General features: G+C 65.0%; 23 protein-coding genes and 1 pseudogene. 17 read left to right on the top strand and 7 right to left on the bottom strand.

Translation table 11 applies throughout. The annotated features are described in order from the left end of the window. The first annotated feature begins 23 nt into the window (after positions 1-23). From ACAty_RS11740 to dcd, 7 genes are all read left to right on the top strand, one after another. Positions 24-602: a nucleotide exchange factor GrpE gene (locus tag ACAty_RS11740; RefSeq protein ID WP_004868855.1), complete on the top strand. Its 579-nt coding sequence runs from the start codon at positions 24-26 to the stop codon at positions 600-602. Between the two features lie 42 nt (positions 603-644). Further along, complete coding sequence (gene dnaK / locus ACAty_RS11735; protein WP_004868853.1) at positions 645-2,558, top strand: molecular chaperone DnaK; 1,914 nt, start codon at positions 645-647, stop codon at positions 2,556-2,558. 62 nt (positions 2,559-2,620) lie between these two features. Next, positions 2,621-3,748 (top strand): molecular chaperone DnaJ, encoded by a 1,128-nt coding sequence (dnaJ, locus tag ACAty_RS11730; RefSeq protein ID WP_004868852.1) that lies wholly within the window; start codon positions 2,621-2,623, stop codon positions 3,746-3,748. Further along, on the top strand, positions 3,706-4,575 hold the full coding sequence (dapB, locus tag ACAty_RS11725; protein ID WP_004868850.1) for a 4-hydroxy-tetrahydrodipicolinate reductase: 870 nt from the start codon (positions 3,706-3,708) through the stop codon (positions 4,573-4,575). Before dnaJ ends, dapB begins: the two co-directional genes overlap by 43 nt. 34 nt (positions 4,576-4,609) lie before the next feature. Continuing rightward, positions 4,610-4,921 carry an antibiotic biosynthesis monooxygenase family protein gene (locus ACAty_RS11720; RefSeq protein ID WP_004868848.1) on the top strand — a complete coding sequence of 104 codons (312 nt, stop codon included), beginning with the start codon at positions 4,610-4,612 and terminating at the stop codon, positions 4,919-4,921. A 30-nt stretch (positions 4,922-4,951) separates the two neighbouring features. Beyond that, on the top strand, positions 4,952-6,028 hold the full coding sequence (gene apbC, locus ACAty_RS11715) for an iron-sulfur cluster carrier protein ApbC (RefSeq protein ID WP_004868846.1): 1,077 nt from the start codon (positions 4,952-4,954) through the stop codon (positions 6,026-6,028). A 6-nt stretch (positions 6,029-6,034) separates the two neighbouring features. Further along, positions 6,035-6,601: a dCTP deaminase gene (gene dcd / locus ACAty_RS11710; protein WP_004868845.1), complete on the top strand. Its 567-nt coding sequence runs from the start codon at positions 6,035-6,037 to the stop codon at positions 6,599-6,601. A gap of 24 nt (positions 6,602-6,625) precedes the next feature. On the opposite strand, the gene ACAty_RS11705 is transcribed toward dcd, so the two are convergent. The 3 genes from ACAty_RS11705 to coaBC are packed head-to-tail and all read right to left on the bottom strand — an operon-like array spanning position 6,626 to position 8,846. Continuing rightward, positions 6,626-7,168 carry a YqhA family protein gene (locus tag ACAty_RS11705; RefSeq protein ID WP_004868841.1) on the bottom strand — a complete coding sequence of 181 codons (543 nt, stop codon included), beginning with the start codon at positions 7,166-7,168 and terminating at the stop codon, positions 6,626-6,628. A gap of 20 nt (positions 7,169-7,188) precedes the next feature. Further along, positions 7,189-7,641, bottom strand: coding sequence for a dUTP diphosphatase (gene dut / locus ACAty_RS11700; RefSeq protein WP_004868840.1), 453 nt, complete (start codon positions 7,639-7,641; stop codon positions 7,189-7,191). Positions 7,642-7,649: 8 nt separating this feature from the next. Beyond that, on the bottom strand, positions 7,650-8,846 hold the full coding sequence (coaBC, locus tag ACAty_RS11695) for a bifunctional phosphopantothenoylcysteine decarboxylase/phosphopantothenate--cysteine ligase CoaBC (protein WP_004868837.1): 1,197 nt from the start codon (positions 8,844-8,846) through the stop codon (positions 7,650-7,652). A gap of 56 nt (positions 8,847-8,902) precedes the next feature. On the opposite strand from coaBC, the pseudogene radC reads away from it, so the two are divergent. The 7 genes and pseudogenes from radC to ACAty_RS11660 all read left to right on the top strand — a co-directional run bounded on the left by radC (position 8,903) and on the right by ACAty_RS11660 (position 12,658). Next, positions 8,903-9,578, top strand: a pseudogene (radC, locus tag ACAty_RS11690) (RadC family protein). Then, the gene (locus ACAty_RS11685) at positions 9,575-9,931 is read left to right on the top strand and encodes a diacylglycerol kinase (protein WP_004868833.1); all 357 of its coding nucleotides are present in this window, start codon (positions 9,575-9,577) and stop codon (positions 9,929-9,931) included. Before radC ends, ACAty_RS11685 begins: the two are co-directional and overlap by 4 nt. Before the next feature lie 87 nt (positions 9,932-10,018). Beyond that, positions 10,019-10,372: a hypothetical protein gene (locus ACAty_RS11680; protein ID WP_014003453.1), complete on the top strand. Its 354-nt coding sequence runs from the start codon at positions 10,019-10,021 to the stop codon at positions 10,370-10,372. Positions 10,373-10,420: 48 nt separating this feature from the next. Further along, positions 10,421-10,783: a YtxH domain-containing protein gene (locus ACAty_RS11675; RefSeq protein ID WP_004868829.1), complete on the top strand. Its 363-nt coding sequence runs from the start codon at positions 10,421-10,423 to the stop codon at positions 10,781-10,783. Positions 10,784-10,887: 104 nt separating this feature from the next. After that, a complete protein-coding gene (locus tag ACAty_RS11670; RefSeq protein WP_004868827.1) occupies positions 10,888-11,265 on the top strand; it encodes a DsrE/DsrF/DrsH-like family protein in 378 nt (125 codons plus the stop codon). A gap of 4 nt (positions 11,266-11,269) precedes the next feature. Continuing rightward, on the top strand, positions 11,270-11,815 hold the full coding sequence (locus ACAty_RS11665; protein WP_004868825.1) for a hypoxanthine-guanine phosphoribosyltransferase: 546 nt from the start codon (positions 11,270-11,272) through the stop codon (positions 11,813-11,815). 3 nt (positions 11,816-11,818) lie between these two features. Further along, positions 11,819-12,658, top strand: a complete 840-nt coding sequence (locus ACAty_RS11660; protein ID WP_014003452.1) for an S-methyl-5'-thioinosine phosphorylase — start codon at positions 11,819-11,821, stop codon at positions 12,656-12,658. Between the two features lie 8 nt (positions 12,659-12,666). On the opposite strand, the gene gorA is transcribed toward ACAty_RS11660, so the two are convergent. The 4 genes from gorA to mfd form a co-directional block, all read right to left on the bottom strand. Then, complete coding sequence (gene gorA, locus ACAty_RS11655) at positions 12,667-14,028, bottom strand: glutathione-disulfide reductase (RefSeq protein ID WP_038472274.1); 1,362 nt, start codon at positions 14,026-14,028, stop codon at positions 12,667-12,669. A gap of 53 nt (positions 14,029-14,081) precedes the next feature. Continuing rightward, on the bottom strand, positions 14,082-14,825 hold the full coding sequence (locus ACAty_RS11650) for a glutathione peroxidase (protein ID WP_004868805.1): 744 nt from the start codon (positions 14,823-14,825) through the stop codon (positions 14,082-14,084). Positions 14,826-14,900: 75 nt separating this feature from the next. After that, positions 14,901-16,010: a phosphoserine phosphatase SerB gene (gene serB / locus ACAty_RS11645; protein ID WP_004868804.1), complete on the bottom strand. Its 1,110-nt coding sequence runs from the start codon at positions 16,008-16,010 to the stop codon at positions 14,901-14,903. Continuing rightward, positions 16,007-19,456, bottom strand: coding sequence for a transcription-repair coupling factor (mfd, locus tag ACAty_RS11640; protein ID WP_004868802.1), 3,450 nt, complete (start codon positions 19,454-19,456; stop codon positions 16,007-16,009). The genes serB and mfd overlap by 4 nt, the downstream gene beginning before the upstream one ends. A 124-nt stretch (positions 19,457-19,580) precedes the next feature. On the opposite strand from mfd, the gene ispD reads away from it, so the two are divergent. The 3 genes from ispD to truD are packed head-to-tail and all read left to right on the top strand — an operon-like array spanning position 19,581 to position 21,842. Continuing rightward, positions 19,581-20,303 carry a 2-C-methyl-D-erythritol 4-phosphate cytidylyltransferase gene (ispD, locus tag ACAty_RS11635; protein ID WP_004868801.1) on the top strand — a complete coding sequence of 241 codons (723 nt, stop codon included), beginning with the start codon at positions 19,581-19,583 and terminating at the stop codon, positions 20,301-20,303. Then, the gene (ispF, locus tag ACAty_RS11630; RefSeq protein ID WP_004868800.1) at positions 20,300-20,782 is read left to right on the top strand and encodes a 2-C-methyl-D-erythritol 2,4-cyclodiphosphate synthase; all 483 of its coding nucleotides are present in this window, start codon (positions 20,300-20,302) and stop codon (positions 20,780-20,782) included. Before ispD ends, ispF begins: the two co-directional genes overlap by 4 nt. Beyond that, positions 20,775-21,842: a tRNA pseudouridine(13) synthase TruD gene (gene truD, locus ACAty_RS11625; protein WP_004868799.1), complete on the top strand. Its 1,068-nt coding sequence runs from the start codon at positions 20,775-20,777 to the stop codon at positions 21,840-21,842. The genes ispF and truD overlap by 8 nt, the downstream gene beginning before the upstream one ends. Positions 21,843-21,919 lie beyond the last annotated feature (77 nt).

The following is a 21,919-nucleotide window of genomic DNA, read 5'->3' as shown; positions in this document are numbered from 1 at the left end:
GGCAATGAAGGAGCGGTTTGGCCATGACAGAAGCGGAACAGCAGGATCAGCAGGGCACGGAAAAGGCGGCGGCAGAGGGGGTCGGCAAGGACGCGGATGCCGCGCAGCCGGAGCCCAACTGGCAAGAGCAGGCAGAGCAGTATCGCAACGATTATCTGCGCGCGCTGGCGGATATGGAGAATCTGCGCAAACGGCTGGAGCGGCAGATGGAGGACGCGCGCAATTATGCCGTCGAGCGTTTTGCCCGAGAGCTTCTGCCGGTGGTGGACAGCCTCGAGTTGGCCTTGTCGACGCCGGTGGCGGGCGGTGAGGGCGTGGCCCAGTTGCGCCAGGGGCTGGAGAACACCCTGAGTCTATTCTTTCAGGCTCTGGCCAAGGCGGGCGTGGCGCCGGTGGAGGCCGAGGCGGCGCGTTTCGATCCCCATCGTCACCAGGCCATTGCCATGGTGGAGGCGGAAGGGGAGCCGAACCGGGTGTTGGCCGTGCATCAGAAGGGCTATGTCATCCACGACCGCCTCTTGCGTCCAGCCATGGTTACCGTGGCCAAGGCCGCCAGCGGGGAAGCGGGCCGGGATCCGGGCTCCGACAGTCAGGGTCAGTAAGCATTCGCAAGCGAATCCATTCAGAAATCAGGAGACAGACACATGGCAAAAGTCATCGGCATCGATCTGGGCACGACCAATTCCTGCGTGGCCATCATGGAAGGGGACAAGGTCAAGGTCATCGAGAACAGCGAGGGTAAGCGCACCACGCCCTCCATCGTCGCCTTTACTGAGGAGGGCGAGGTTCTGGTGGGCGAGGCGGCCAAGCGCCAGGCGGTCACCAACCCGGAGAACACCATCTACGAGGTCAAGCGTCTGATTGGACGCAAGTTCGACGATCCGGAAGTGCAGAAGGACATGAAGCACGTCCCCTACAAGATCGTCAAGGCGGACAACGGCGACGCCTGGGTGGAGGTGCGCGGCAAGCGCTACTCGCCCCAGCAGATATCGGCCTACATCCTGCAGAAGATGAAGAAGACGGCTGAGGATTATCTGGGCGAGACGGTGACGGAGGCGGTGGTGACGGTGCCCGCCTATTTCAACGACGCCCAGCGTCAGGCCACCAAGGATGCGGGGCGCATCGCCGGCCTCGAGGTCAAGCGCATCATCAACGAGCCGACGGCGGCGGCCCTGGCCTTTGGCGAGGACAAGAATCCGGGCGACAGCAAAATCGCTGTCTACGACCTGGGTGGTGGCACCTTCGACATCTCCATCATCGAGATCGCCGAGCTCGACGGGGAGCATCAGTTCGAAGTGCTGTCCACCAACGGTGACACCTTCCTGGGCGGCGGTGACTTTGACAATCGCGTCATCAATTACCTGGCCGATTCCTTCAAGGCCGAGTCGGGTATCGATCTGCGCAACGACCGTCTGGCCATGCAGCGGCTCAAGGAGGCGGCGGAAAAGGCCAAGATCGAGTTGTCCTCGGCGCAGCAGACCGACGTCAATCTGCCCTTCATCACCGCCGACCAGACGGGTCCGAAGCACCTCAACATGAAGCTGACGCGAGCCAAGCTGGAGTCCCTGGTGGAGGACCTCATCGACCGGAGCATGGCGCCCTGCCGGGTGGCCATGAAGGACGCGAGCCTGTCCACGGGTCAGATCACCGACGTGATCCTGGTGGGTGGTCAGACGCGCATGCCCAAGGTGCAAGAAAAGGTCAAGGACTTCTTCGGCAAGGACCCGCGCAAGGATGTCAATCCCGACGAAGCCGTGGCCATCGGTGCCGCGGTGCAGGGTGCGGTTCTTTCGGGCGCCAAGAAGGACGTGCTGCTCATGGACGTGACCCCACTGTCCCTGGGTATCGAGACCCTGGGTGGGGTAATGACCAAGCTCATCGAGAAGAACACCACCATCCCGACCCGCAAGTCGCAGATTTTCAGCACGGCGGAGGACAATCAGTCGGCGGTGACGGTACACGTCCTGCAGGGTGAACGGGAACTGGCGCGGGACAACAAGTCCCTGGCCCGTTTCGACCTGACGGACATCCCGCCGGCGCCGCGCGGTGTGCCGCAGATCGAGGTGACCTTCGACATCGATGCCAACGGTATCCTGCACGTTTCCGCCAAAGACATGCAGACCAACAAAGAGCAGTCCATCAAGATCACCGCAAGCTCTGGTCTCAGTGAAGAAGAGATCCAGCGCATGGTGCGGGAGGCCGAGGCGCACGCCGCCGAAGACAAGAAGGCGCGCGCCCTCATCGAGGCCCGTAACGAGGCGGACGCCAGCATGCACGGTGCGCGCAAGGCACTCTCCGAGCACGCCAGCGCTCCCGAGGCGGAAAAGGCCAAGGTCAATGACGCCATTGCCGCGGTGGAGGCGGCGGTCAAGGGCGAGGATGTGGAGGCCATCAAGGGTGCGGTGGCCAGCCTCATGGCAGCCGTGTCCACCCTCCTGCAGCACGCCGGAGCCGGTGCCGCCGGGGATGGTACCGGTGCGGGGTCCGGTGCCGGTGAGCAAGCCAAGAACGACGATGTGGTGGAAGCGGAGTTCGAGGAAGTCCACGACAAGAAGTAAATCTTCGGTAAAGCGGAAGGGGAGGCGCACGGCCTCCCTTTGCCCATTCTGGAAGCAGGTACATGGCGAGCAGAGATTACTACGAGGTACTCGAGGTCAGCCGCACGGCGGACGACGGTGAGATCAAGAAATCCTACCGTCGCCTTGCCATGCGCTACCACCCGGACCGCAATCCCGGAGACAGCCAGGCGGAGGAACGCTTCAAGGAGATCAGCGAGGCCTATGAGGTGCTTTCCGATCCACAGAAGCGGCAGGCCTACGATCGCTTTGGCCACGCCGGCGTCCAGGGTGGCGGCGGGCCGGGCTTCGGTGCTGGCGGCTTTGCCGGCGGTGGTTTTGGCGACATCTTCGGGGATCTCTTCGAGCAGGCCTTCGGGCGCGGTTTTGGCGGACGCGACCCGGGGCGTGGGGCCGACCTGCGCTACGAACTGGAACTCAGCCTGGAGGAAGCAGCCCAGGGCAAGACCGTCACCATTTCCATCCCCAGCTCCAGCGTCTGCGAAAGCTGTGGCGGCAGCGGTGCCAAGGCCGGCAGCAGCACCGTGGAATGCCGAACCTGCGGCGGACGTGGGCAGGTGCGCATGGTGCAGGGTTTCTTTTCCGTCACCCGCCCCTGTCCCGACTGTGGCGGTTCGGGCCGGATCATCAAGGAGCCCTGTCCGCAATGCAACGGGCATGGGCGGGTGCGTAAGACGCGCAGCATCGAAGTCAAGATTCCGGCGGGGGTGGATACGGGGGATCGCATCCGCCTTGCCGGTGAGGGTGAAGCGGGGGAGCGGGGTGCGCCCTCGGGGGATCTGTTCATCGAGATTCGGGTGCGTCCACATCCCCTCTTCGAGCGCGATGGCGACGATCTCCACTGCGTAGTCCCCGTGAGCTTCACCACGTTGGCTCTTGGTGGAGAGCTGGAGATTCCGACCCTGACCGGTCGCGCCCGGATACAGGTCAATCCCGGCACCCAGTCCGGAGCCGTGTTTCGACTGCGCGGCAAGGGGGTACAGGGGGTGCGTAGCAAGCTCACGGGCGACTTGCATTGCCGTCTGCAGGTGGAGATTCCGGTGCACCTGTCGGCGCGCCAACGCGAACTCCTGCAGGAGTTCGCCAATGAGCGCGGCGAGGAGGTTCAGCATCCGCAGCAGGAGAGCTGGTGGAACAAGGTGAAGGATTTCGTGGATCGGATGGGCTTCTGATGGCGCCGACTCGAGTTGCGGTGGATGCGGTGGCGGGCAGGATGGGACGTGCCCTGGTTGCGGCCCTTGTCGAGCACGCGGATCTGCGCCTCGGTGCCGCCATCGGTCGTCCCGGCGCAGACTACCTCGGCGAGGACGCCGGGCGGCTGGCAGGGGTGGGGGATCTGGGTGTTGTGGTCTGCGACCGCTTGGACGCGGTCCTCGACGATTTTGACGTGCTCATCGAGTTTGCGCCCGCGGACATCGCCCTGAAACACCTTCACGCCGCGGCCGCCAGTGGCCGGGCGGTGGTCCTGGGGAGCACGGGTTTTGGCGCCGAGCAGCAGGCCGAGATCGATGCCCTGGCACGCTCCATCCCCCTGGTTCAGGCGCCCAACATGAGTGTGGGGGTCAACGTCCTCACGGCCTTCCTGCCCCAGATAGTGGCGGCCCTTGGCGAGGATTACGACGTGGAGATCCTGGAGGCGCACCACGGACAGAAGCGCGACGCGCCCTCGGGCACGGCCCTGCAGCTTGGCAGAGCCGTGGCGGCGGGCCGGGGAGTGGATCTGGATGCCGTCGCCTGCTGGGATCGCAATGGGGCGCCTGGGCCTCGGCAGCCCGGTTCCATCGGTTTTGCGAGTCTGCGCGCCGCCGACGTGGTGGGTGAGCACAGCGTGTGGCTTGCCGGAGCGGGTGAGCGTCTGGAGCTGACCCATCGCGCTGGCAGCCGCCGCAATTTTGCCGAGGGGGCGCTGCGGGCGGCATCCTGGGTACGGCAGCGCAGCCCCGGCCACTACGACATGCAGGATGTCCTTGGTCTGCGGGCCGCGCCTCGCGTAAGATAAGGGGTCACTGAAACGCCTTCGGGAGATCGAACTCATGCATTACGTCGTTGCCAATCGGGTTCCGGTTCGGGCCGAGTATCGCCAGGATTTCGAGGAGCGCTTCCGCCGACGCGCCGGCGAAGTGGACAAGCAACCGGGCTTCGTGCGCATGGAAATACTCCGCCCCGTGGACGACAATGGGGTCTACATCGTATTGACCCATTGGGAAAATCGCGAGGCCTTCCAGAACTGGATGCGCAGCGACGACTTCAAGGCGGCACACCAGAACCCGCTGCCCAAGGAAGCCTTCGGTGAGGGCGGCGGGATCGAACAGCACGAGGTCATCATCAGCGCCGGCAAGCCGTGAGACCATGGGCAAGGGGCGGGGAGTCGAGTCATGAGTGCATTGCAGAAGGAAACGGTAGAGCAGTCCCTGAAAGCCATCACGGACCCCTATCTGAACCGGGATCTGGCCAGCGCCAAGGTGCTGAAGAGCGTGACCGACGCCCGCGTCGAGATCGAGCTTCCCTATCCCAGCGCCGGTGTGGCGGCGGAGCTTGGCGAACGCATACGTGCGCAGATCGAGCGGGATACGGGTGTTGAGGCCGCCGTGCAGGTCGGCCATCGGATTCACTCGCATCAGGTGCAGCGGGGTGTGAAGCTCCTCGACGGCATCAAAAACATCATCGCCGTGGCCTCGGGCAAGGGCGGTGTGGGTAAATCCACCACCTCCGTCAACCTCGCCCTGGCCCTGGCCCAGGAAGGTGCGGCGGTGGGGATGCTCGATGCCGATATCTACGGCCCAAGCCAGCCGCGGATGCTCGGCATCTCCGGCAAGCCCACCAGCAAGGACGGCAAGAAGATGGAACCGCTGGAAGGGCACGGCATCAAGGCCATGTCCATCGGTTTTCTCATCGACGAAGAGACCCCCATGGTGTGGCGCGGTCCCATGGTCATGCAGGCCTTGGAGCAGCTCTTGTCCGATACCCGCTGGGGCGAACTGGATTATCTGGTCATCGATCTGCCCCCGGGTACCGGTGACACCCAGCTGACCCTGGCGCAGAAGGTGCCGGTCTCCGGTGCCGTGATCGTCACGACCCCCCAGGACATTGCGCTGCTGGATGCCCGCAAGGGGCTCAAGATGTTCGAGAAGGTCGGGGTGCCCATCCTCGGCATCATCGAGAACATGAGTTTTTACATCTGCCCCAAGTGCGGTAACGAGGACGATATTTTCGGGCACGGCGGCGGTGCCCTCATGGCCGAGCAGTACGGGGTGGAACTGTTGGGCGCCGTGCCTTTGGATCGGCGCATCCGCGACGAGGCGGACAACGGCGCGCCGACGGTGGTGGCCGCGCCGGACTCGCCCCTGGCCAAGATCTACCGGGAGCTGGCTCGGCATACCGCTGGACGTCTTGCTTTGCAGGCGGTGGATCACAGCCACAAGTTCCCGAATATCGTGATCCAGAACCGCTGATTGGCCATGAGCATCAAATCCGACCGCTGGATCCGCACCATGGCCATGGAACGTGGCATGATCGAACCCTTCGCGCCGCAACAGGTGCGCGAGGTGGATGGTCGTCCCATCATTTCCTATGGCCTGTCCTCCTACGGCTACGATATTCGTTGCGCCAACGAGTTCAAGGTCTTCACCAATGTGCGCAGCGTCATCGTCGATCCCAAGGATTTCAGCGAGGATTCCTTCGTCGACTTCGAAGGGGATACCTGTATCATCCCCCCCAATTCCTTTGCCCTGGCGCGGACCGTCGAGTACTTTCGCATCCCTCGCAACGTCCTCACCATCTGTCTGGGCAAGTCCACCTACGCCCGCTGCGGCATCATCGTCAATGTCACGCCCTTCGAGCCCGAATGGGAAGGCTACGTTACCCTGGAGTTTTCCAATACCACGCCCCTGCCGGCCAAGATCTACGCCAATGAGGGAGTCGCCCAGGTGCTCTTCCTGGAGTCCGACGAAGTCTGTGAGGTCTCCTACTCCGATCGCCGCGGCAAATACCAGGGCCAGTCCGGAGTCACCTTGCCGCGGGCCTGAAGGCCTCGGGGAGTGCTCCGGCCTTCAGTGTTCCTCCCTGCCGTCCTCGTGGCCAGCACTGGCGCGGTGGCTCAAGAACAAGGCCAGGGCGACCAGGGCAATGCCGATGGCGAGATAGAGGAGGTCCACGAAGGTGCCGACGTGCATGGCCAAGGACCGCTCGAAGAAACTCACCACCAGAATCATCAGAATGACTTTGGCCAGACGATCCTTCAGTTCGTCCAGGCTGCGAATGAAGAGGACGCGTGAGCCCTTGCTCTCCCCTGCGATATCGATCTTGCTGATGAAGAGTTCGTAAAGCCCCAGGGCAAAGATGAGCAGGATGGTGGCGAGGAGGTAGCCGTCGACGATGCTGACGGCGTGGGCGACGATTTCCGCGTGGAGGTCGGCACGCTGCTCCTGGGTCAGGACAGCCACGCTGTAGTGGGCGATGTGCTCCAGGAGCGCCCAGGCGTCCACGGAGGTCATGATGAAGATGCCGAAGGCGACGAGAAGGCTCGCCACCACCGCCGAGAGCACGACGAAGCGGGAGTTCCAGAGCAACCATTCAAAAACGCGTTCCAGCATGGTCTGTTACCGACTCCCGTTCAATGACTGCCGGTGCTGCCGAAACCGCCCGCGCCACGTTGGCTGGGCGCAAACTCCTCCACCACCTGCCACTGGGGACGCAGTACCGGTACCAGGAGCATCTGGGCGACCCGTTCCCCCACCTCGATGCGCTGCTGGCTTTGGCTGCGGTTCCACAGGGAGATCTTGACAGGCCCCTGGTAATCGGCGTCGATGAGCCCGACGAGATTGCCCAGCACGAGACCCCGGTGGCCGAGGCCGGAACGCGGCAGGAGCAGTGCCGCTACACCTTGGTTGCCGATGTGCATGGCAAAACCCGCCGAGACCAGGGCGGTCTCGCCGGGCTGGAGTTCCAGGGGCTCCTCCAGACAGGCCCGCAGATCCATGGCGGCGGCATCGGCGCTGCCGTAGTGGGGAAGGGGCCAGTCCCGCCCGAGGCGGGGATCGAGTATGCGCAGGGCAATGGATTCCATAGGCTTCCTCACGAGAGACAGGGGTCGAGGGCGCGCAGCAGGGCCCGGGCCAGGGACAATTTACTCTGTCGGGGCAGGTTCAGGCTTTGCTCTCCCCATGCCAGGGTGCAGGCATTCTCCGTACCGCCCATGGCTCCGGCCTCGAGATCGTTGATCACGGCCACGTCGGCCCCCTTGCGCCACAGCTTGCGCGCGGCGGTGGTGACATCTGGGCGCGTTTCCGCCGCGAAGGCGACGATGCAGTGTGGTCGCTGCGGGCAGGCATGGACGCTCGCCACGATATCCGGGTTGGCGACCAGGGGCAGGGAGTCCGGTATTTCACCCTTGCGGCCCTTGATGGCGGAGGCCGAAGCCGGGCGATGATCGGCCACGGCGGCGTTGGCAAGGAAAAGATCGTAGGGTCGATCGCCGAGTGCCTCGAGGATGGCGGCAAGCATGTCCCGGGCGGATTCCACATCGCGCCGCTGGACGCCAACGGGGGTGGGGAGGGCGCAGGGACCGGCCACGAGGAGGACCTCGGCGCCCCGCTCGGCGGCGGCCTGAGCCAGGGCGAAACCCTGGCGGCCGCTGGCGCGGTTGCCGAGACCCCGAGCGGGATCCAGGGCTTCCCAGGTAGGTCCGGCGCTGACCAGAACCCGCCGTCCCCGCCAGTCTCCCGGTCCGAGCTCCAACGCCAGCCGCGCGACGATGTCCGCCGGGGAAACCATGCGCCCGCTACCCGTTTCGCCACAGGCCAGGTCACCGGCCTCGGGACCGATGAAGACGGCGCCGTCGTCGCGCAGCTGGGCGACGTGGCGCTGGGTGGCAGGGTGCTCCCACATGGCCCAGTTCATGGCGGGCACCAAAAAACGGGGGTTGCGGCTGGCCAGGGCGATGGTGCCGGCTAGATCCTCCGCCAATCCCAGGGCAAGTCGGGCCAGACCGTTGGCGGAGATGGGCGCGTAGAGCAGGGCGTCGGCCCAGCGGGCCAAGCGGATATGGTCCATGGCGGCCTCTTCTTCGGCAGCGAAGAGATCCTGGCGCGGTGCCTCGCCGCTCAGGGCCTGGAGGGTGAGCGGAGTCACGAAGCGCGCGCCGGCGGTGCTCAGGACACAGCGGACGCGAGCTCCCCGAGCCTGGAGCAGACGCAGGATTTCCGGGCTCTTGTAGGCGGCGATGCTGCCGCCGATGAGCAGCAGGATGCGCTTGCCATGGAGGGGGTCCATACCGTTCAATGGGCTATCCAATAACATGGCGTCAGTGTACGTGAAGGAGGGAGCGTATGACCATCCGCGATTGGCCCGTTGCCGAGCGGCCACGGGAGCGTTTGTTGGAAAAAGGGGCGGCGAGTCTGTCGGACGCTGAACTCTTGGCCATCTTTCTGCGGGTTGGGGTGCAGGGGCAAAGTGCGGTGGAGATGGCGCGGGGTTTGTTGCAACGCTTCGGGGGTTTGCGCGGTCTGCTCACCGCCAGTGCTGCCGAGTTCTGCGCCGAGCGTGGCCTGGGCATGGCCAAGTACGCGCAATTGCAGGCGGTGCTGGAGATGGGGCGACGCCACATGGCGGAAAACTGGCACCGCGGTGAAGCCCTGGACTCGCCGCGGCGGGTGGCGGAATATCTGCGTCTGATCCTGCGGGATCGCAGTCGGGAGGTCTTCCTCGTGCTGTTTCTGGACAATCGGCACCGGGTCTTGCGCTTCGAGGAACTCTTCCAGGGCACCATCGACGCCGCCAGCGTCTACGTTCGTGAGGTGGCGAAACGGGCCTTGGGAGCTCAATGCCGCCGCCCTCATCGTCGCCCACAACCACCCGTCGGGGGTGGCGGAGCCCAGTCTGGCCGACCGCCAGCTGACGCAGCGGCTGGAGCAGGCTCTGGAGCTTCTGGACATCCGCCTTCTCGACCATTTCGTCGTTGGTGAGACCCAAGCCGTATCCCTGCGCGAGGTGGGCGGTTGGTGAGCAAGCGCGGTTCCCTCTGGCAGCGTTCGCGCAATGCCCTGCGCGGCCTTTTCCGGGCCATTTCCGAGGAGCATAGCCTGCGCACGGAGCTCCTGGCCGCGCTCTTTGCGGTCGTGCTGTTGCTGGCCTTGCGCGCATCGCCGCTGTGGTGGGCCTTGGTCACCGTCCTCATCGCGGTGGTCTTCGCCGCTGAACTCCTCAATACCGCCATCGAGAATCTGGCCGATCGGGTGAGTCCGGAATATGACCCGCGCATCGGTCGCGTCAAGGATTTTGCGGCTGCGGCGGTGCTGGTCCTCGGTGTTGCCGCCGTGCTGGTGACGATCTTTCTGGTGTGGTCGCGGCTGGGGTGATCCCCGTGGGTTTGGGGGATCGACGTTTTACGCCGCCGGCCTCGGGCCGCTATACTGAGCGGTAAAGGACGGAAAAGGCAAAGAGGCATGGGCACCAGTACTGCGCTGACGATCATCGCTGTTTGCATGTTATTGATCCTGCTGATTCTGGCGGTCACGGCGGGGGTGGTCGTGCGTACCTTTCTGCGGCTGGAGCGGGTGCTGGCGCGGGTGGAGCAGGATCTGTCGCCGGCGCTCTTTGAGCTGAAAACGGCGGTGCATCAAGTCCAGCACCTCATCAAGCTGGGTGGCCGTCAGGTGGAACGGGTGGATGCCAGTCTGCGCTATGTCGATCGTGAGTTGCGCGAAAGCGTGGACACGCTGGTGCTGCCGCTGCGCGAGATCGGTCTGTGGTATCGTGCCGTTCGGGTTGGCTTGCGTTATTTCTTCCGGCGTCGCTGAAAAGCCGCGCTGTCTCGGTCGGGTTTGGTCAACGAAGGAGTGAGATCCATGCGAAATGCCGAAGGCTTTATCCTGGGGGTGGTCGTGGGTGCAGTGGGTGCCCTTCTGCTGGCACCGGCCAGCGGTGCGCAAACGCGGGAAGAGCTGCGGCGCGCGCTGGAGCGTGGGCGGGCGCAGCTGGAAGACCTGCAGGAAGCAGCAGAAGAGCGCATCAACGTGCTGCTGGAGGAGATCCAGGAGAAAACCGCGCAGCTTGTGGATGCTGGCGGTGACCTGGTCGAGGCCAAGCGCCAGGATCTGCAGGAGGCCATCCGCGTGGCCAAACGGGCCCTTGCCGAAGAGCGAGAAATTCTGTTGCGCTCCAGCCGCCAGCGACGGATGGCGGAGCTCGATGGCGGTCGGGACGATTGATCGCGCCCTCCATGGCGCATTTTATGCGCGAATCAATCAATTCATGGTGCATCCGGGCGCCGTCGCCGTTACTATGTGCGGGATTCTTAGGCAAGGAGTAGAAAATGGCAGATAAATTGTTGATGGTCATGGTCAATACCGATCCCGCCAACCCCCAGGAGCTGGGCGCGCCTTTCTTCCAGGCCACCGTGGCTGCCGCCATGGACTTCGAGGTAGAGGTAGTGCTGACCGCTCGCGCGGGCGAGCTGGCCAAGAAGGGTGTGGCGGAAAAGATGCACGTCATGCCCGGTAGCCCCAAGAGCGTGTACGACTTCATCAAGGACGCGCACGAAGCCGGTGTGAAGTTCTTCGTCTGCACGCCCACGCTGGAGCTCTGGGATGTGGACAAGGACGGTCTGATTCCCGAGATCTCGGACGTGGTCGGTGGCGCTTACGTCATCGAGCAGGCCATGGACGACGATGTCGTGACCTTTACCTACTAAGACCATGCACCCCAGTCACCTGGGCCCCGCCGAACCCCTGTATGGGGCGGCGGAGGTCGAAGCGGCCATCCAGCGGATGGCCGTTGCCATCACCAGGGATCTGGAAGCCGGTGCCCTGCATCGGCCCGTGGTGGTGCTCTGTGTGCTCTCGGGCGCCGTGGTGGTGGTAGGGCAGATCCTGCCGCACCTGCATTTCCCCCTCTATCTCGACTGTGTGCAGCTCAGTCGCTACGGTGCCGAGACCCGGGGCGGCGATCTCGTCTGGGGGCTGCAACCGCGTGCCGACCTGCGCGATGCCACCGTCTTGCTGATAGACGATATTCTGGACGAGGGGCTCACCCTGCTGGCCCTGCAGGAGTTCTGTCGCGACGCCGGGGCGGCAAAGGTGTGCTCGGCGGTGATGGTGCGCAAGCGTCGCCCACGGGAACGTGAGGTGGAGGTGGATTATGTGGGTCTGGAAGTGCCCGATCGCTTCGTCTTTGGCTATGGGCTCGATGCGCGCGGTCTGGGACGCAACGCTCCGGGCATCTTTGCGCTTACGGAGGATTGAGCCTTGGGCATTGTTGGCATCATTGGCGGCAGTGGTCTGACCCAACTGAAGAATCTGGAGATCCTCTGGCGCCGGGTGGTGCGCACGCCGTACGGTGAGGCCTCGGGACCGCTGACTTTCGGACGCCTAGCGGGACAGGAGGTCATTTTCCTGGCGCGGCACGGTTACGGGCATACCATCCCGCCCCATCGCGTCAATTATCGCGCCAACATCTGGGCCCTTCATCACGCGGGGGTGCGTCACGTGATTGCCGTGGGTGCCGTGGGCGGCATTGCGGCGACGATGGTGCCCGGCGCTCTGTGTGCTCCGGACCAACTCATCGACTATACCAGTGGGCGTCCCAATACCTTCTATGAGGGTGGCGACAGCTCGGTCATCCACGTGGATTTTTCCATGCCCTACTGTGCCCAGATCCGCCAGCGCCTGCTGGCGGCGGGTGAGCGCATTGCCCAGCCCATCGTCGCTGGCGGTACCTACGCCATCACCCAGGGTCCGCGTCTGGAAACAGCGGCGGAGATCCGGCGCATCGAGCGGGATGGGGGCGACATCGTCGGGATGACGGGCATGCCCGAGGCCGTTCTCGCCCGGGAAATCGGCCTATGTTACGCCCCTCTGGCCCTGGTGGTGAATCCTGCCGCCGGTAAAAGCGCCGAGCCCATCACCATGGCCGCCATCGATCAGGTCATGCACGAGGGTATGGAGCGCGTGCGTCGGGTACTGGCGGCGACGGTGCCGCTGTTGGCGGATTGCCCAGACTGCGATTGTGGTCTGGCCGTCGGACCCGAGGCCCTGCAACGCTTGCACCATTCCCTCTTCAAGCAAGCCACCGTCCAAGAGCGTTGACGTAGTCCCTAGCGCATGGTGACGAACTCTTCGGCACTCGTGGGGTGGATGGCGATGGTGTCGTCGAAATCGCGTTTGCGCGCGCCCATGCGGATAGCCACGGCAAAGCCTTGCAGCATCTCTTCCACCCCATCTCCCAGGGCATGCAGGCCGACGATGCGCTCCTCGGCACCGGTGGTGACGAGTTTCATGTGGGTGACCTGGGGGTGGTCCCGATCCAGCGCCCGCAGCAGGGGAGTGAAGCGGCTGCGGTAGACACGCACGTTGTCGGCGCCGTATCGTTCCTGCGCCTCGCACTCCGTCAGCCCGACGGTGGCGATGGGCGGATGGCTGAAGATGACCGTCGGGGTGAGGCTGCTGTCTAGGTGGCGCTCCGGCTGGCCCCCGAAAAGCCGATCGGCCAGGCGTCGCCCAGCGGCGATGGCGACGGGGGTGAGTGCCGGTGCCCGCGTCACGTCGCCCACGGCATAGATGCCTTCGACCCGGGTGTTCTGATAGCGGTCGACGGGCAGGTAGCCCGCGTCGTCGGGATAGACGCCCACGGCTTCGAGATTCAGGTCGCGGCTGCGCGGACGTCGTCCCACGGCCCACAAGACCGTGTCGATTCCCTGCAAACGCTCGCCATCGGCAAAATGCAGCTCCAGACCCCGGGCGCCACGCACCAGGCGCGACACCTGTCTTTTCGGTAACAGGGTGACCCCTGCTGCTGCCATGGCCTCCATCAGGCCCTCGCGCAACATGGCATCGAAACCATGGAGAAAGTGATTGCGCCGCATCACCAGGGAGACTCTGCTGCCGAGACTCTGCAACAGTCCCGCCAGCTCCACCGCAATGTACCCGGCACCGACGACGGCGACGTGACGCGGCTGCTCCTGCAGGGCAAAGAAGCCATCGGAGTCCAGGCCCAGTTCGGCACCGGGAAGATCCGGGCGGATGGGCTCGCCGCCCGTCGCAATGAGGATGTGTGGGGCCGCGAGGACAGTCTTGCCGTCGACACGGACCCGATGCTCGCCCGCAAGCTGCCCAAAACCGCGAAAGAGCGTGACCCCATTACTGGCGAGGCCCTCGGCATAGCGATCGTTGAGCCTGCCGATGTATTCCTGCCGACGTTGGGTGAACTCCGGCCAGCGAAACTCGGGTGCGTCCCCATACAGCGCATAACTGCGGGCGAGTTGCGCGCCCTCGGCCAATTGGGCAGCGTTCCAGAACAGTTTTTTGGGGACGCAGCCGACATTGACACAGGTACCCCCGAGGGGCCCCGCAGCTATCAGTGCGACCCGCGCGCCATGGCTTGCGGCGCGGTTCGCACTGGCGATGCCGCCGCTGCCCCCGCCGATGACGACATAGTCAAATTCGTGGTGATGGGACATTCCGGAACCCCCGATTGTGGAGAGGAGGGGGTGTTCGCACACCCCCTCGAGCTTTACTGGGCGCTGAGGTAGCGGGCCAGATCGTCGGCGCCGCCGATGTGGCGGCCGCCGATGAAGACCTGCGGTACCGTGGAGCGGCCGCTGACGGCACGGATGCTGCGGGAGCTCACACCGGTGCCCATACCGGTGCGGATCTCCTCAAAGGCAAGACCACGATCCTTGAGCATCTGCTTGGCGCGGGCGCAGTGCGGACAGCCTTCGCGCGTGAACAAGGCGATGAACTCTGGCTCGCGTGCCTCGGGATTGAGATAGCGCAGCATGGTGTCGGCATCGGAGACCTCGAAGGGATCGCCGGGCTTGTCGGGTTCGATGAACATCTTTTCGATGATGCCGTCACGCACCAGCATGGAATAGCGCCAGGAGCGCCGACCGAAGCCAAGGTCACTCTTGTCCACCAGCATGCCCATGCCGGCGGTGAACTCGGCGTTACCGTCGGGGATGAGGCGGACGTTCTCTACGGCCAGTTCCTTCGCCCAGGCCTCCATCACGAAGGCATCGTTGACGGAGATACAGAGGATCTCATCGACACCGTTCTCGCGGAAGGTAGGTCCAAGCTCGTTGTAGCGGGGCAGATGGCTGGAGGAGCAGGTGGGGGTGAAGGCCCCGGGGAGGGCGAAGACCACTACCGTGCGCCCGCTGAAGAGTTCCTTGCTGCTGATGTCGCGCCATTGGTTGTTTTCGCGGGTGCGGAAAACGACCTGGGGAACCGCCTGGCCTTCCTTGTTGGTGAGTTTCATGACCATCTCCTGTGCTGTTAGATTAAAACTGATCTTATTTTATATATTGTCTAAAAAAGTGCAAGAGGAGTTGGCTCACCAGCCGAGGTAGGCGATGGCGGCATCCAGCCCGCCGTGGCGAATCTGGAAGTCTGCCTGGGCGCGCACGGTGGCCTTGGCGTGGTAGGCAATGCCCACTCCGGCCTTGCGCAGCATGGGTAGGTCATTGGCGCCATCACCGATGGCCACACAGCGCTTGGCATCGGTGCCGGCGGTGATGGCCAGCAGTTCCAGGATATTGGCCTTGGCCTCGGCATCGACGATGTCCCCAAGTACCACACCCGTGAGCTTGCCGTCGCGGATTTCCAGGGTATTGGCAAACTGGTAGTCCAGGTCCAGAGACTCCTGCAGGTGCCGGGTGAACTGGGTGAAACCGCCAGAAACCACCGCCGTCTGCACGCCGTGGCGCTTGGCGGCGGCGATGAGTTCGCGCGCGCCGGGATTGAGCTGCAGACGATCGCGGATGACCGCATCGATGGCGCTGGCAGGAGTCCCGGCCAGCAGCCGGGTACGCTCCAGGAGGGAACTGCGAAAATCCAGCTCGCCGGCCATGGAGCGTTCGGTGATGGCGGCGATCTGGCGCTTGAGGCCCAGGTGTTCCCCCAGCTCATCGATGCATTCGATACTGAGTAGGGTCGAGTCCATGTCGCTCACCAGCAGCCGAAAATGATCCGGGGACCAGAACGGTGCCAGGGCAGCGTCCGTCGCGAGACCTTCCATGGCTTCGGCGAGCCGATGATTGCCCAGGGGCAGGGACAGATCCGGCCCGAAGATCTCCAGCGCCAGCACCCGGCCCTGCGCCTCCAACACCCGCGCCGGGGTGAAGCCCTGCAGCTTCAGGGCGGTCAAGGCACGCCGCAGGGGTGTGGCGGCGCCTTCTCCTTGCAGGACGAGGCGCAAGCGGACCTCGTTCTGGTCCCGGGCTGTCCAGAAAAGTTCTCGCCCCTGGGCGAGACACTGGCGCCCCAACTCATCCAGCACCGGGCTGAGCTCGCTCACGGACACCGGCAGTTCCCAATCCTGCAGCCAGCAGCCCCAGACCTCCCGCTGCTCCAGATGCCCCTGGACGATGCTGCCGACGATGGCCGGCAGGGGCATGGGCCCCACCGCCGATGGGCTCAAAATCGCAAGGCGCGTACTGCTCATGGCGTTCTCCTCAAGGATTGGATGAGTGTCAAGGTGGCCTCGCAACGCGCCTCACCCTCGGGCAGATCACGGCGCCAGCGCAGTATCTGCTCACCTTCCAGACGGAACTCCGAGGGATTTTGCTGCAGGCGGGCGATGACCTTTTCCGGTGCGACGCGATGCGTTTTGGCAAATTCCAGGCGGGCGCCGGCGGGCCCGGCATCGATGGCCAACACACCCATTTCCTGAGCCACCAGGCGCAGGTGGGTCTGACAGAGCAAGGCCCGCAGCTCTGCCGGGATCGGACCAAAACGATCGATGAGTTCCACCATCAGTTCGCCGATCTCGTCAATCTTGCGAATCCGCGCCAGGCGTTTGTAAAACTGCAGACGCAGGTGGACGTCGCCGATGTAACTGGCGGGTATGAGGGCGGCAATGTTGAGGTGGATGCGCGGTCCCTCCGCGCGACTCTCGGCGAGACTCTGGGGATCGCGGCCGGCACGGATGGCATCCACCGCCTCGTTGAGCCACTCCATGAAGAGGGTGAAGCCGACCTCTTCCATGTGCCCGCTCTGGGCATCGCCCAGCAGTTCTCCGGCACCGCGGATCTCGAGGTCGTGGCTGGCGAGGGCGAAACCCACGCCCAGGTCCTCCAGGGACTGGATGGCGTCCAGTCGCCGGCGCGCATCTTCCGTCATGGCGCGGGGATCGGGGGTAAACAGATAGCAGTACGCGCGCTGGTGCGACCGCCCAACGCGACCGCGCAGCTGGTGCAACTGGGCAAGGCCGAAGCGGTCGGCGCGGTCGATGAGCATGGTGTTGGCGCTGGGGTTGTCGATGCCCGATTCGATGATGGTGGTGCACAGCAGGATATCGAAGCGCTGGTGGTAGAAGTCCAGCATCACGCTCTCCAGTTCGGCCTCCGGCATCTGTCCGTGAGCGACGCGCAGGCGCGCTTCCGGCACCAGGCGCCGCAGTGTGGCCGCGCTGCGCTCGATGTCCCGGACCTCGTTGTGCAGATAATAGATCTGGCCGCCGCGGTGCAGTTCGCGCTGACAGGCTTCGCGTACCAGGTCCTCGGAGAAGACCTGGACAAAGGTGCGAACGGGTTGGCGTCGCTCCGGCGGGGTGGCGATGATGGACAGATCGCGCAGTCCCGCCAGGGACAGGTTGAGGGTCCGGGGGATGGGGGTGGCGGTGAGGGTCAGCACATCCACCTCGGAGCGCAGAGCCTTGATCTGTTCTTTCTGGCGCACGCCAAAGCGGTGTTCCTCATCGAGGATGAGCAGACCCAGATCGCAGAACCGCACGTCGCGGCTCAGCAGGCGGTGGGTGCCGATGACGATGCGGATCGCACCACTGGCCAGCTGTGCCAGGATCTCACGGCGCTCGCGGGCATTTTGAAAGCGCGACAGGACGGTGACCCGGATGGGCAGTCCGGCGAAACGGTCGCGGAAGTTTTCGAAATGCTGCTGCGCGAGCAAGGTGGTGGGAACCAGCACGGCTACCTGCGCACCGCTCGCCGCCGCCAGGAAAGCGGCGCGCAGTGCCACTTCGGTCTTGCCAAAACCGACATCGCCGCAGATCAGCCGATCCATGGGCTGCGTCCGTGTCATGTCGGCGATGACGGCATCGATGGCCGCCTGCTGGTCCGGGGTTTCCTCGAAGGGGAAGCGGGAGACAAAGTCCCAGTAACGCTCGTCCGGGGGTGGGAAGGCGCGTCCCGGGCGGGCCGCACGCCGGGCGTAGATGTCCAGCAGCTCACTGGCCGCGTCCACTGCCTTGGCCCGGGCGCGCGCCTTGGCCTTGTCCCAGGAACGACTGCCCAGGCGGGTGAGCTCCGGTTCGTCCACGCCGTTGCCAATATAGCGGGCGATCCGATCCAGGTGGTCGGCGGGAACGTAGACCAGATCGCCGCCGGCATATTCGAGGACCACGTACTCGTTGACGTCGCCCGCGGCTACGAAGGGCGTTTCCAGGCCGCGGAAACGACCGATGCCATAGTCTTCGTGGGTCACCGCGTCGCCGGCCTGCAGCTCGCCGAGGTCGCGGATCAGGTGCTCCTGACTGCGACGGCGGGCGCTGCGGCTGCGTCGCTGGGCAAAGATCCGATCACCGAAGATCTGCGCCTCGGAGACGAGGGCGCGCTGGATTCTACCGCCACGCATCTCCAGAAGACCCCTTTCCAGGGGGGCTACGGCCAGGGCAATGGGGCTTTCGGTCCTGAGGAAACTGGGCCAGTCGGCGCAGCGTTCCGGCGTATGGCCGTGCTGGCGGAGGTGCTCGGCCAGGGCCTCGGCGCGTCCCGGCGATTCGGCGGCGATGAGGGCACGGGCGCCACCGGGCAGACCCGCAAGAAAGGTATCGAGGCCCGCCAGGGGCTGGTCCAGATCGGCCTGCAAGCTTGGCGGTGGCGCCAGTGGCAGGGCCTGGGCCGCGCTCCCCGTATCTGCCGCCAGACGCCCGCGCGCCGCGAGGCCGGCTTGCCAGGTGGCCGGATCCCATAGCAACTCTTCGGGGCTCAAGAGGGGATGGCTTGGGTCGTGGCGGTGCTCCTCGTAACGCTCCTGCCAGTCCGTGCGGACCTGCGCCAATGCCTCGGCCAGGCCCGGGGGCGTTAGCAGGATGGCATCGCGGGGGAGGAAATCCCAAAGCTTGCCCGGCGTTTCAAAGAACAAGGGCAGATAGTGCTCGGCGCCGGCGGGAACGGCTCCCTGACTTGCGCGCCGGTAGATTTCGGCACGTTGCGGATCGCCGCTGAAGCGGGCACGAAAGCGTGCGCGGAAGGCCTGCAGAGCGCCCTCGTCCACGGGCAGCTCACGGGCTGGCAGGGTCGAAACCTCCGCCACCGGCGCAAGGCTCCGCTGGCTTTCGGGGTCGAAGGAGCGGATGCTCTCCACTTCGCGGTCGAAGAGCTCGATACGGTAGGGCATGGCGCTGCCGCTGGGGAACAGATCGATGATGCCCCCACGCCAGGCCAGTTCGCCCGGCTCCGACACTTCGGCGACGACGCGATAGCCGGCGTCCACCAGGCGTTGGCGAAAGTGCTCGGGCTCGAGTTGGTCGCCGCGCCGCAGGACGAGGGCGTGTTGATCCAGAAAGCTCGCCGGTGGCAGTTTTTGCAGGGCGGCGGCCACGGAGGTCACGCAGATTCCGCGCCAACGGGGCAGGGCTGCCAGGGTCGCCAGACGGGTTGCCGTGGCTTCCGCCGGCGGACTCAAGCGATCGTAGGGAAGGATGTCGCGATCGGGGAAGACCAGGGCCTCGCCCAGCTGCGGCGCGAAGAAGCGCCACTCCCGAACCCAGGCATCCAGCTCCCGGGCGTTGTTGACGATGGCCAGTATCGGTCGTTGCCAGCGGCCCACGGCCTGGGCGGCGAGCCAGGGTCCCGCCGCGCCGTGCCACTGACTGAAGCTGTGGATGACCCCCGGACCAGGGGCGGCCCCCAAAGAAAACTCTGCTCCCAAGCCGATGCTTCCCTACGACGAAGGGGCTCAGTCTATAAGGGGACCGCGAAAACTGCAAAATGCGGGGCGTCGCGTTATCATCTGCCGTGGTGCCGCAGCCAGGGCAAGTAACAAGGGAAAGTGCATGGACAAGATCTGGGTGGTCATCCCGGCCGGAGGGCGGGGGCAACGCTTTGGCTCGGCCCAGGCGAAGCAGTATCTCACCCTCATGGACCGCCCGGTGTTGGCACACGCCATCGCCCCCTTCCTGGGTGAGGAACGGATCGCGGGTGTGCAGCTCGCGCTGCCGGGCGAAGATCTGGCCACGGGCGTCTGGCGCCATTTGCTGGGTGCCGTGGCGGAACGACTCCTTCCGCCCGTCGTCGGTGGTGCCGAGCGCGCCGATTCGGTGCGCCTGGGGCTCGAGGCGCTGCTGTCCCAGGGGGCTCTCGGTCAGGATTGGGTGCTGGTGCACGACGCCGCCCGGCCATGCCTGCGCGATAGAGACCTGCATGCCCTCCTCGATGTCTTGCCCGATAGCCCCCAGGGGGCGCTGCTGGCGGTGCCGGTAGCCGATACCCTGAAACGGGAGGAGGCGGGGCACAGTCTGGGTACCGTCGATCGCCACCACCTCTGGGGTGCCCTGACACCCCAAGCCTTTCCCTTGGGTCCGCTGTTGACGGCCCTGACCCGTGCCAAGGAGCAGGGCCTGGCCATTACCGATGAGGCCTCTGCCATGGAGCGGGAGGGCTGGCATCCACGCCTGGTACGCGGGCGTAGCGACAATATCAAGATCACTTACCCCGACGATCTCGAGCTGGCATCGGCCATTCTCGCGGCGCACGGGAGCGGAGGAGGAGCAGCATGAGCGAACTGCGTATCGGTCACGGTTTCGATGTCCACGCCCTGGTGGCGGAGCGACCACTCATCCTTGGTGGAGTGCGCATTCCCTTTGCCTTGGGTCTGGCTGGCCATTCCGACGCCGATGTCTTGATCCACGCCATCTGCGATGCGCTGCTGGGGGCTGCGGCCCTGGGCGATATCGGTCGCCATTTTCCCGATTCCGATGCACGTTTCGCCGGAGTCGATTCGCGCATCCTGCTGCGCCACTGCCGCGAGCTGCTGGCCGAACGGGGCTGGCAACCCATCAACGTCGATGCGACGGTGGTCTGTCAGCGTCCCCGCCTGGCGGAACACATCCCCAGCATGCGCCGCAACCTCTGCGATGATCTGCAGCTTGGCGAGGATCGTCTGAACATCAAGGCCACCACCACGGAGCATCTGGGTTACACCGGCAGGGGCGAGGGTATCGCTACCCACGCCGTTTGCCTGATCGCCCATGATTAGCGGCCTGGAGCGCCAGTATCCCAGGCTGGACGAGGACATCGGCGGAGTTCTCCGGCGTGGGCCGGATACCTTCTTCGTCCAGGAACTGCTCCCCTTTCAACCCAGCGGCGTGGGTGAGCATGTCTTCTTGCACATAGAAAAATGTGGCCTCAACACCGAGGAGGTGGCGCGTCGTCTCGCCCGTCATGCCGGTGTCCATGTGCGCGACATCGGCTACGCCGGCCTCAAGGATCGCCACGCCCGGACTCGCCAGTTTTTTACCGTCCCCGTGCCGGGCAGGGCCGAGCCAGACTGGACGGTGCTGGAAAACGAACACCTGAAGATTTTGGAACGCCATCGCCACGATCGCAAGCTGCGCCGCGGGGCGCACCTGGGCAATCGCTTTCGCCTGTCCCTTCGGGTACTGCGTGGCAGTCGCCGGGACTGGGACGTAGCGCTACACCGTCTGGAGCGTCTGGGATTCCCCAATTATTTTGGGGGCCAGCGCTTCGGTCACGATAATCTTGCTGCAGCTGCCCGGCTCCTTGCCGGTACCGGCCAGCGTCTGCAGCGCGGGCAGCGGGGCCTTTTGTGGTCGGCGGCGCGATCGGCGCTGTTCAATGCCGTCTTGACCGAGCGTGTACGCACGGGCAGTTGGCAGACTCTGCTCCCGGGAGAGCGTGTGCAGCTCGAGGGTTCGCACAGTCATTTTCTTGCCCGACGGAGCGACGCGGACTGGTCCGCGCTCGAGGCGCGTCTGCACGCTTGGGATCTGCACCCCAGCGGTCCTTTGCCCGGGTCGGGTACCGACGGCCCCGAGGACGAAGCGGCGCAGGTGGAGCAAGCGGCGCTGGCGGCCTGGATGGGGCCGCCGGAGTTCCCCGAGAACGGACTATCCTGGGCCGATCGCCTCGGCGCGCAGGGCTTGCGGGCAGCACGGCGGGCGCTGCGTTGTCGTGTGCGGGAGTGCTCCTGGGAGTGGGTCGACGACGAGGGCCTCGACCTGCGTTTCTCCCTGCCCTCCGGCAGCTTTGCTACGGTGGCTCTGGAGGCCCTAGGCGTGCAGACCCAGGCTCGATGATCCCCACGGGTTTTGCTTTATAGGAACGCTTTACGATAGACTACAGGCTGTTGTCCAGCTAATTACAGGAAGGGAGT

The organism is Acidithiobacillus caldus ATCC 51756, assembly GCF_000175575.2.
In the GTDB taxonomy this organism is placed as follows: Bacteria; Pseudomonadota; Gammaproteobacteria; order Acidithiobacillales; family Acidithiobacillaceae; genus Acidithiobacillus_A; species Acidithiobacillus_A caldus.
Note: the sequence above shows the minus strand (reverse complement) of the source record. Positions and strands in the feature narration are given on the sequence as shown.

What these genes read in the sequence shown, in the direction of transcription:
- ACAty_RS11740 (WP_004868855.1), top strand. Translation starts at nt 24, where the DNA reads ATGACAGAAGCGGAACAGCAGGATCAGCAGGGCACGGAAAAGGCGGCG.
- truD (WP_004868799.1), top strand. Translation starts at nt 20,775, where the DNA reads ATGATTAGCGGCCTGGAGCGCCAGTATCCCAGGCTGGACGAGGACATC.
- ispD (WP_004868801.1), top strand. Translation starts at nt 19,581, where the DNA reads ATGGACAAGATCTGGGTGGTCATCCCGGCCGGAGGGCGGGGGCAACGC.
- ispF (WP_004868800.1), top strand. Translation starts at nt 20,300, where the DNA reads ATGAGCGAACTGCGTATCGGTCACGGTTTCGATGTCCACGCCCTGGTG.
- dcd (WP_004868845.1), top strand. Translation starts at nt 6,035, where the DNA reads ATGAGCATCAAATCCGACCGCTGGATCCGCACCATGGCCATGGAACGT.
- gorA (WP_038472274.1), bottom strand. Translation starts at nt 14,028, where the DNA reads ATGTCCCATCACCACGAATTTGACTATGTCGTCATCGGCGGGGGCAGC.
- apbC (WP_004868846.1), top strand. Translation starts at nt 4,952, where the DNA reads ATGAGTGCATTGCAGAAGGAAACGGTAGAGCAGTCCCTGAAAGCCATC.
- coaBC (WP_004868837.1), bottom strand. Translation starts at nt 8,846, where the DNA reads ATGGACCCCCTCCATGGCAAGCGCATCCTGCTGCTCATCGGCGGCAGC.
- dnaJ (WP_004868852.1), top strand. Translation starts at nt 2,621, where the DNA reads ATGGCGAGCAGAGATTACTACGAGGTACTCGAGGTCAGCCGCACGGCG.
- ACAty_RS11650 (WP_004868805.1), bottom strand. Translation starts at nt 14,825, where the DNA reads ATGAAACTCACCAACAAGGAAGGCCAGGCGGTTCCCCAGGTCGTTTTC.
- ACAty_RS11670 (WP_004868827.1), top strand. Translation starts at nt 10,888, where the DNA reads ATGGCAGATAAATTGTTGATGGTCATGGTCAATACCGATCCCGCCAAC.
- ACAty_RS11680 (WP_014003453.1), top strand. Translation starts at nt 10,019, where the DNA reads ATGGGCACCAGTACTGCGCTGACGATCATCGCTGTTTGCATGTTATTG.
- ACAty_RS11665 (WP_004868825.1), top strand. Translation starts at nt 11,270, where the DNA reads ATGCACCCCAGTCACCTGGGCCCCGCCGAACCCCTGTATGGGGCGGCG.
- ACAty_RS11705 (WP_004868841.1), bottom strand. Translation starts at nt 7,168, where the DNA reads ATGCTGGAACGCGTTTTTGAATGGTTGCTCTGGAACTCCCGCTTCGTC.
- dnaK (WP_004868853.1), top strand. Translation starts at nt 645, where the DNA reads ATGGCAAAAGTCATCGGCATCGATCTGGGCACGACCAATTCCTGCGTG.
- dut (WP_004868840.1), bottom strand. Translation starts at nt 7,641, where the DNA reads ATGGAATCCATTGCCCTGCGCATACTCGATCCCCGCCTCGGGCGGGAC.
- ACAty_RS11720 (WP_004868848.1), top strand. Translation starts at nt 4,610, where the DNA reads ATGCATTACGTCGTTGCCAATCGGGTTCCGGTTCGGGCCGAGTATCGC.
- serB (WP_004868804.1), bottom strand. Translation starts at nt 16,010, where the DNA reads ATGAGCAGTACGCGCCTTGCGATTTTGAGCCCATCGGCGGTGGGGCCC.
- ACAty_RS11675 (WP_004868829.1), top strand. Translation starts at nt 10,421, where the DNA reads ATGCGAAATGCCGAAGGCTTTATCCTGGGGGTGGTCGTGGGTGCAGTG.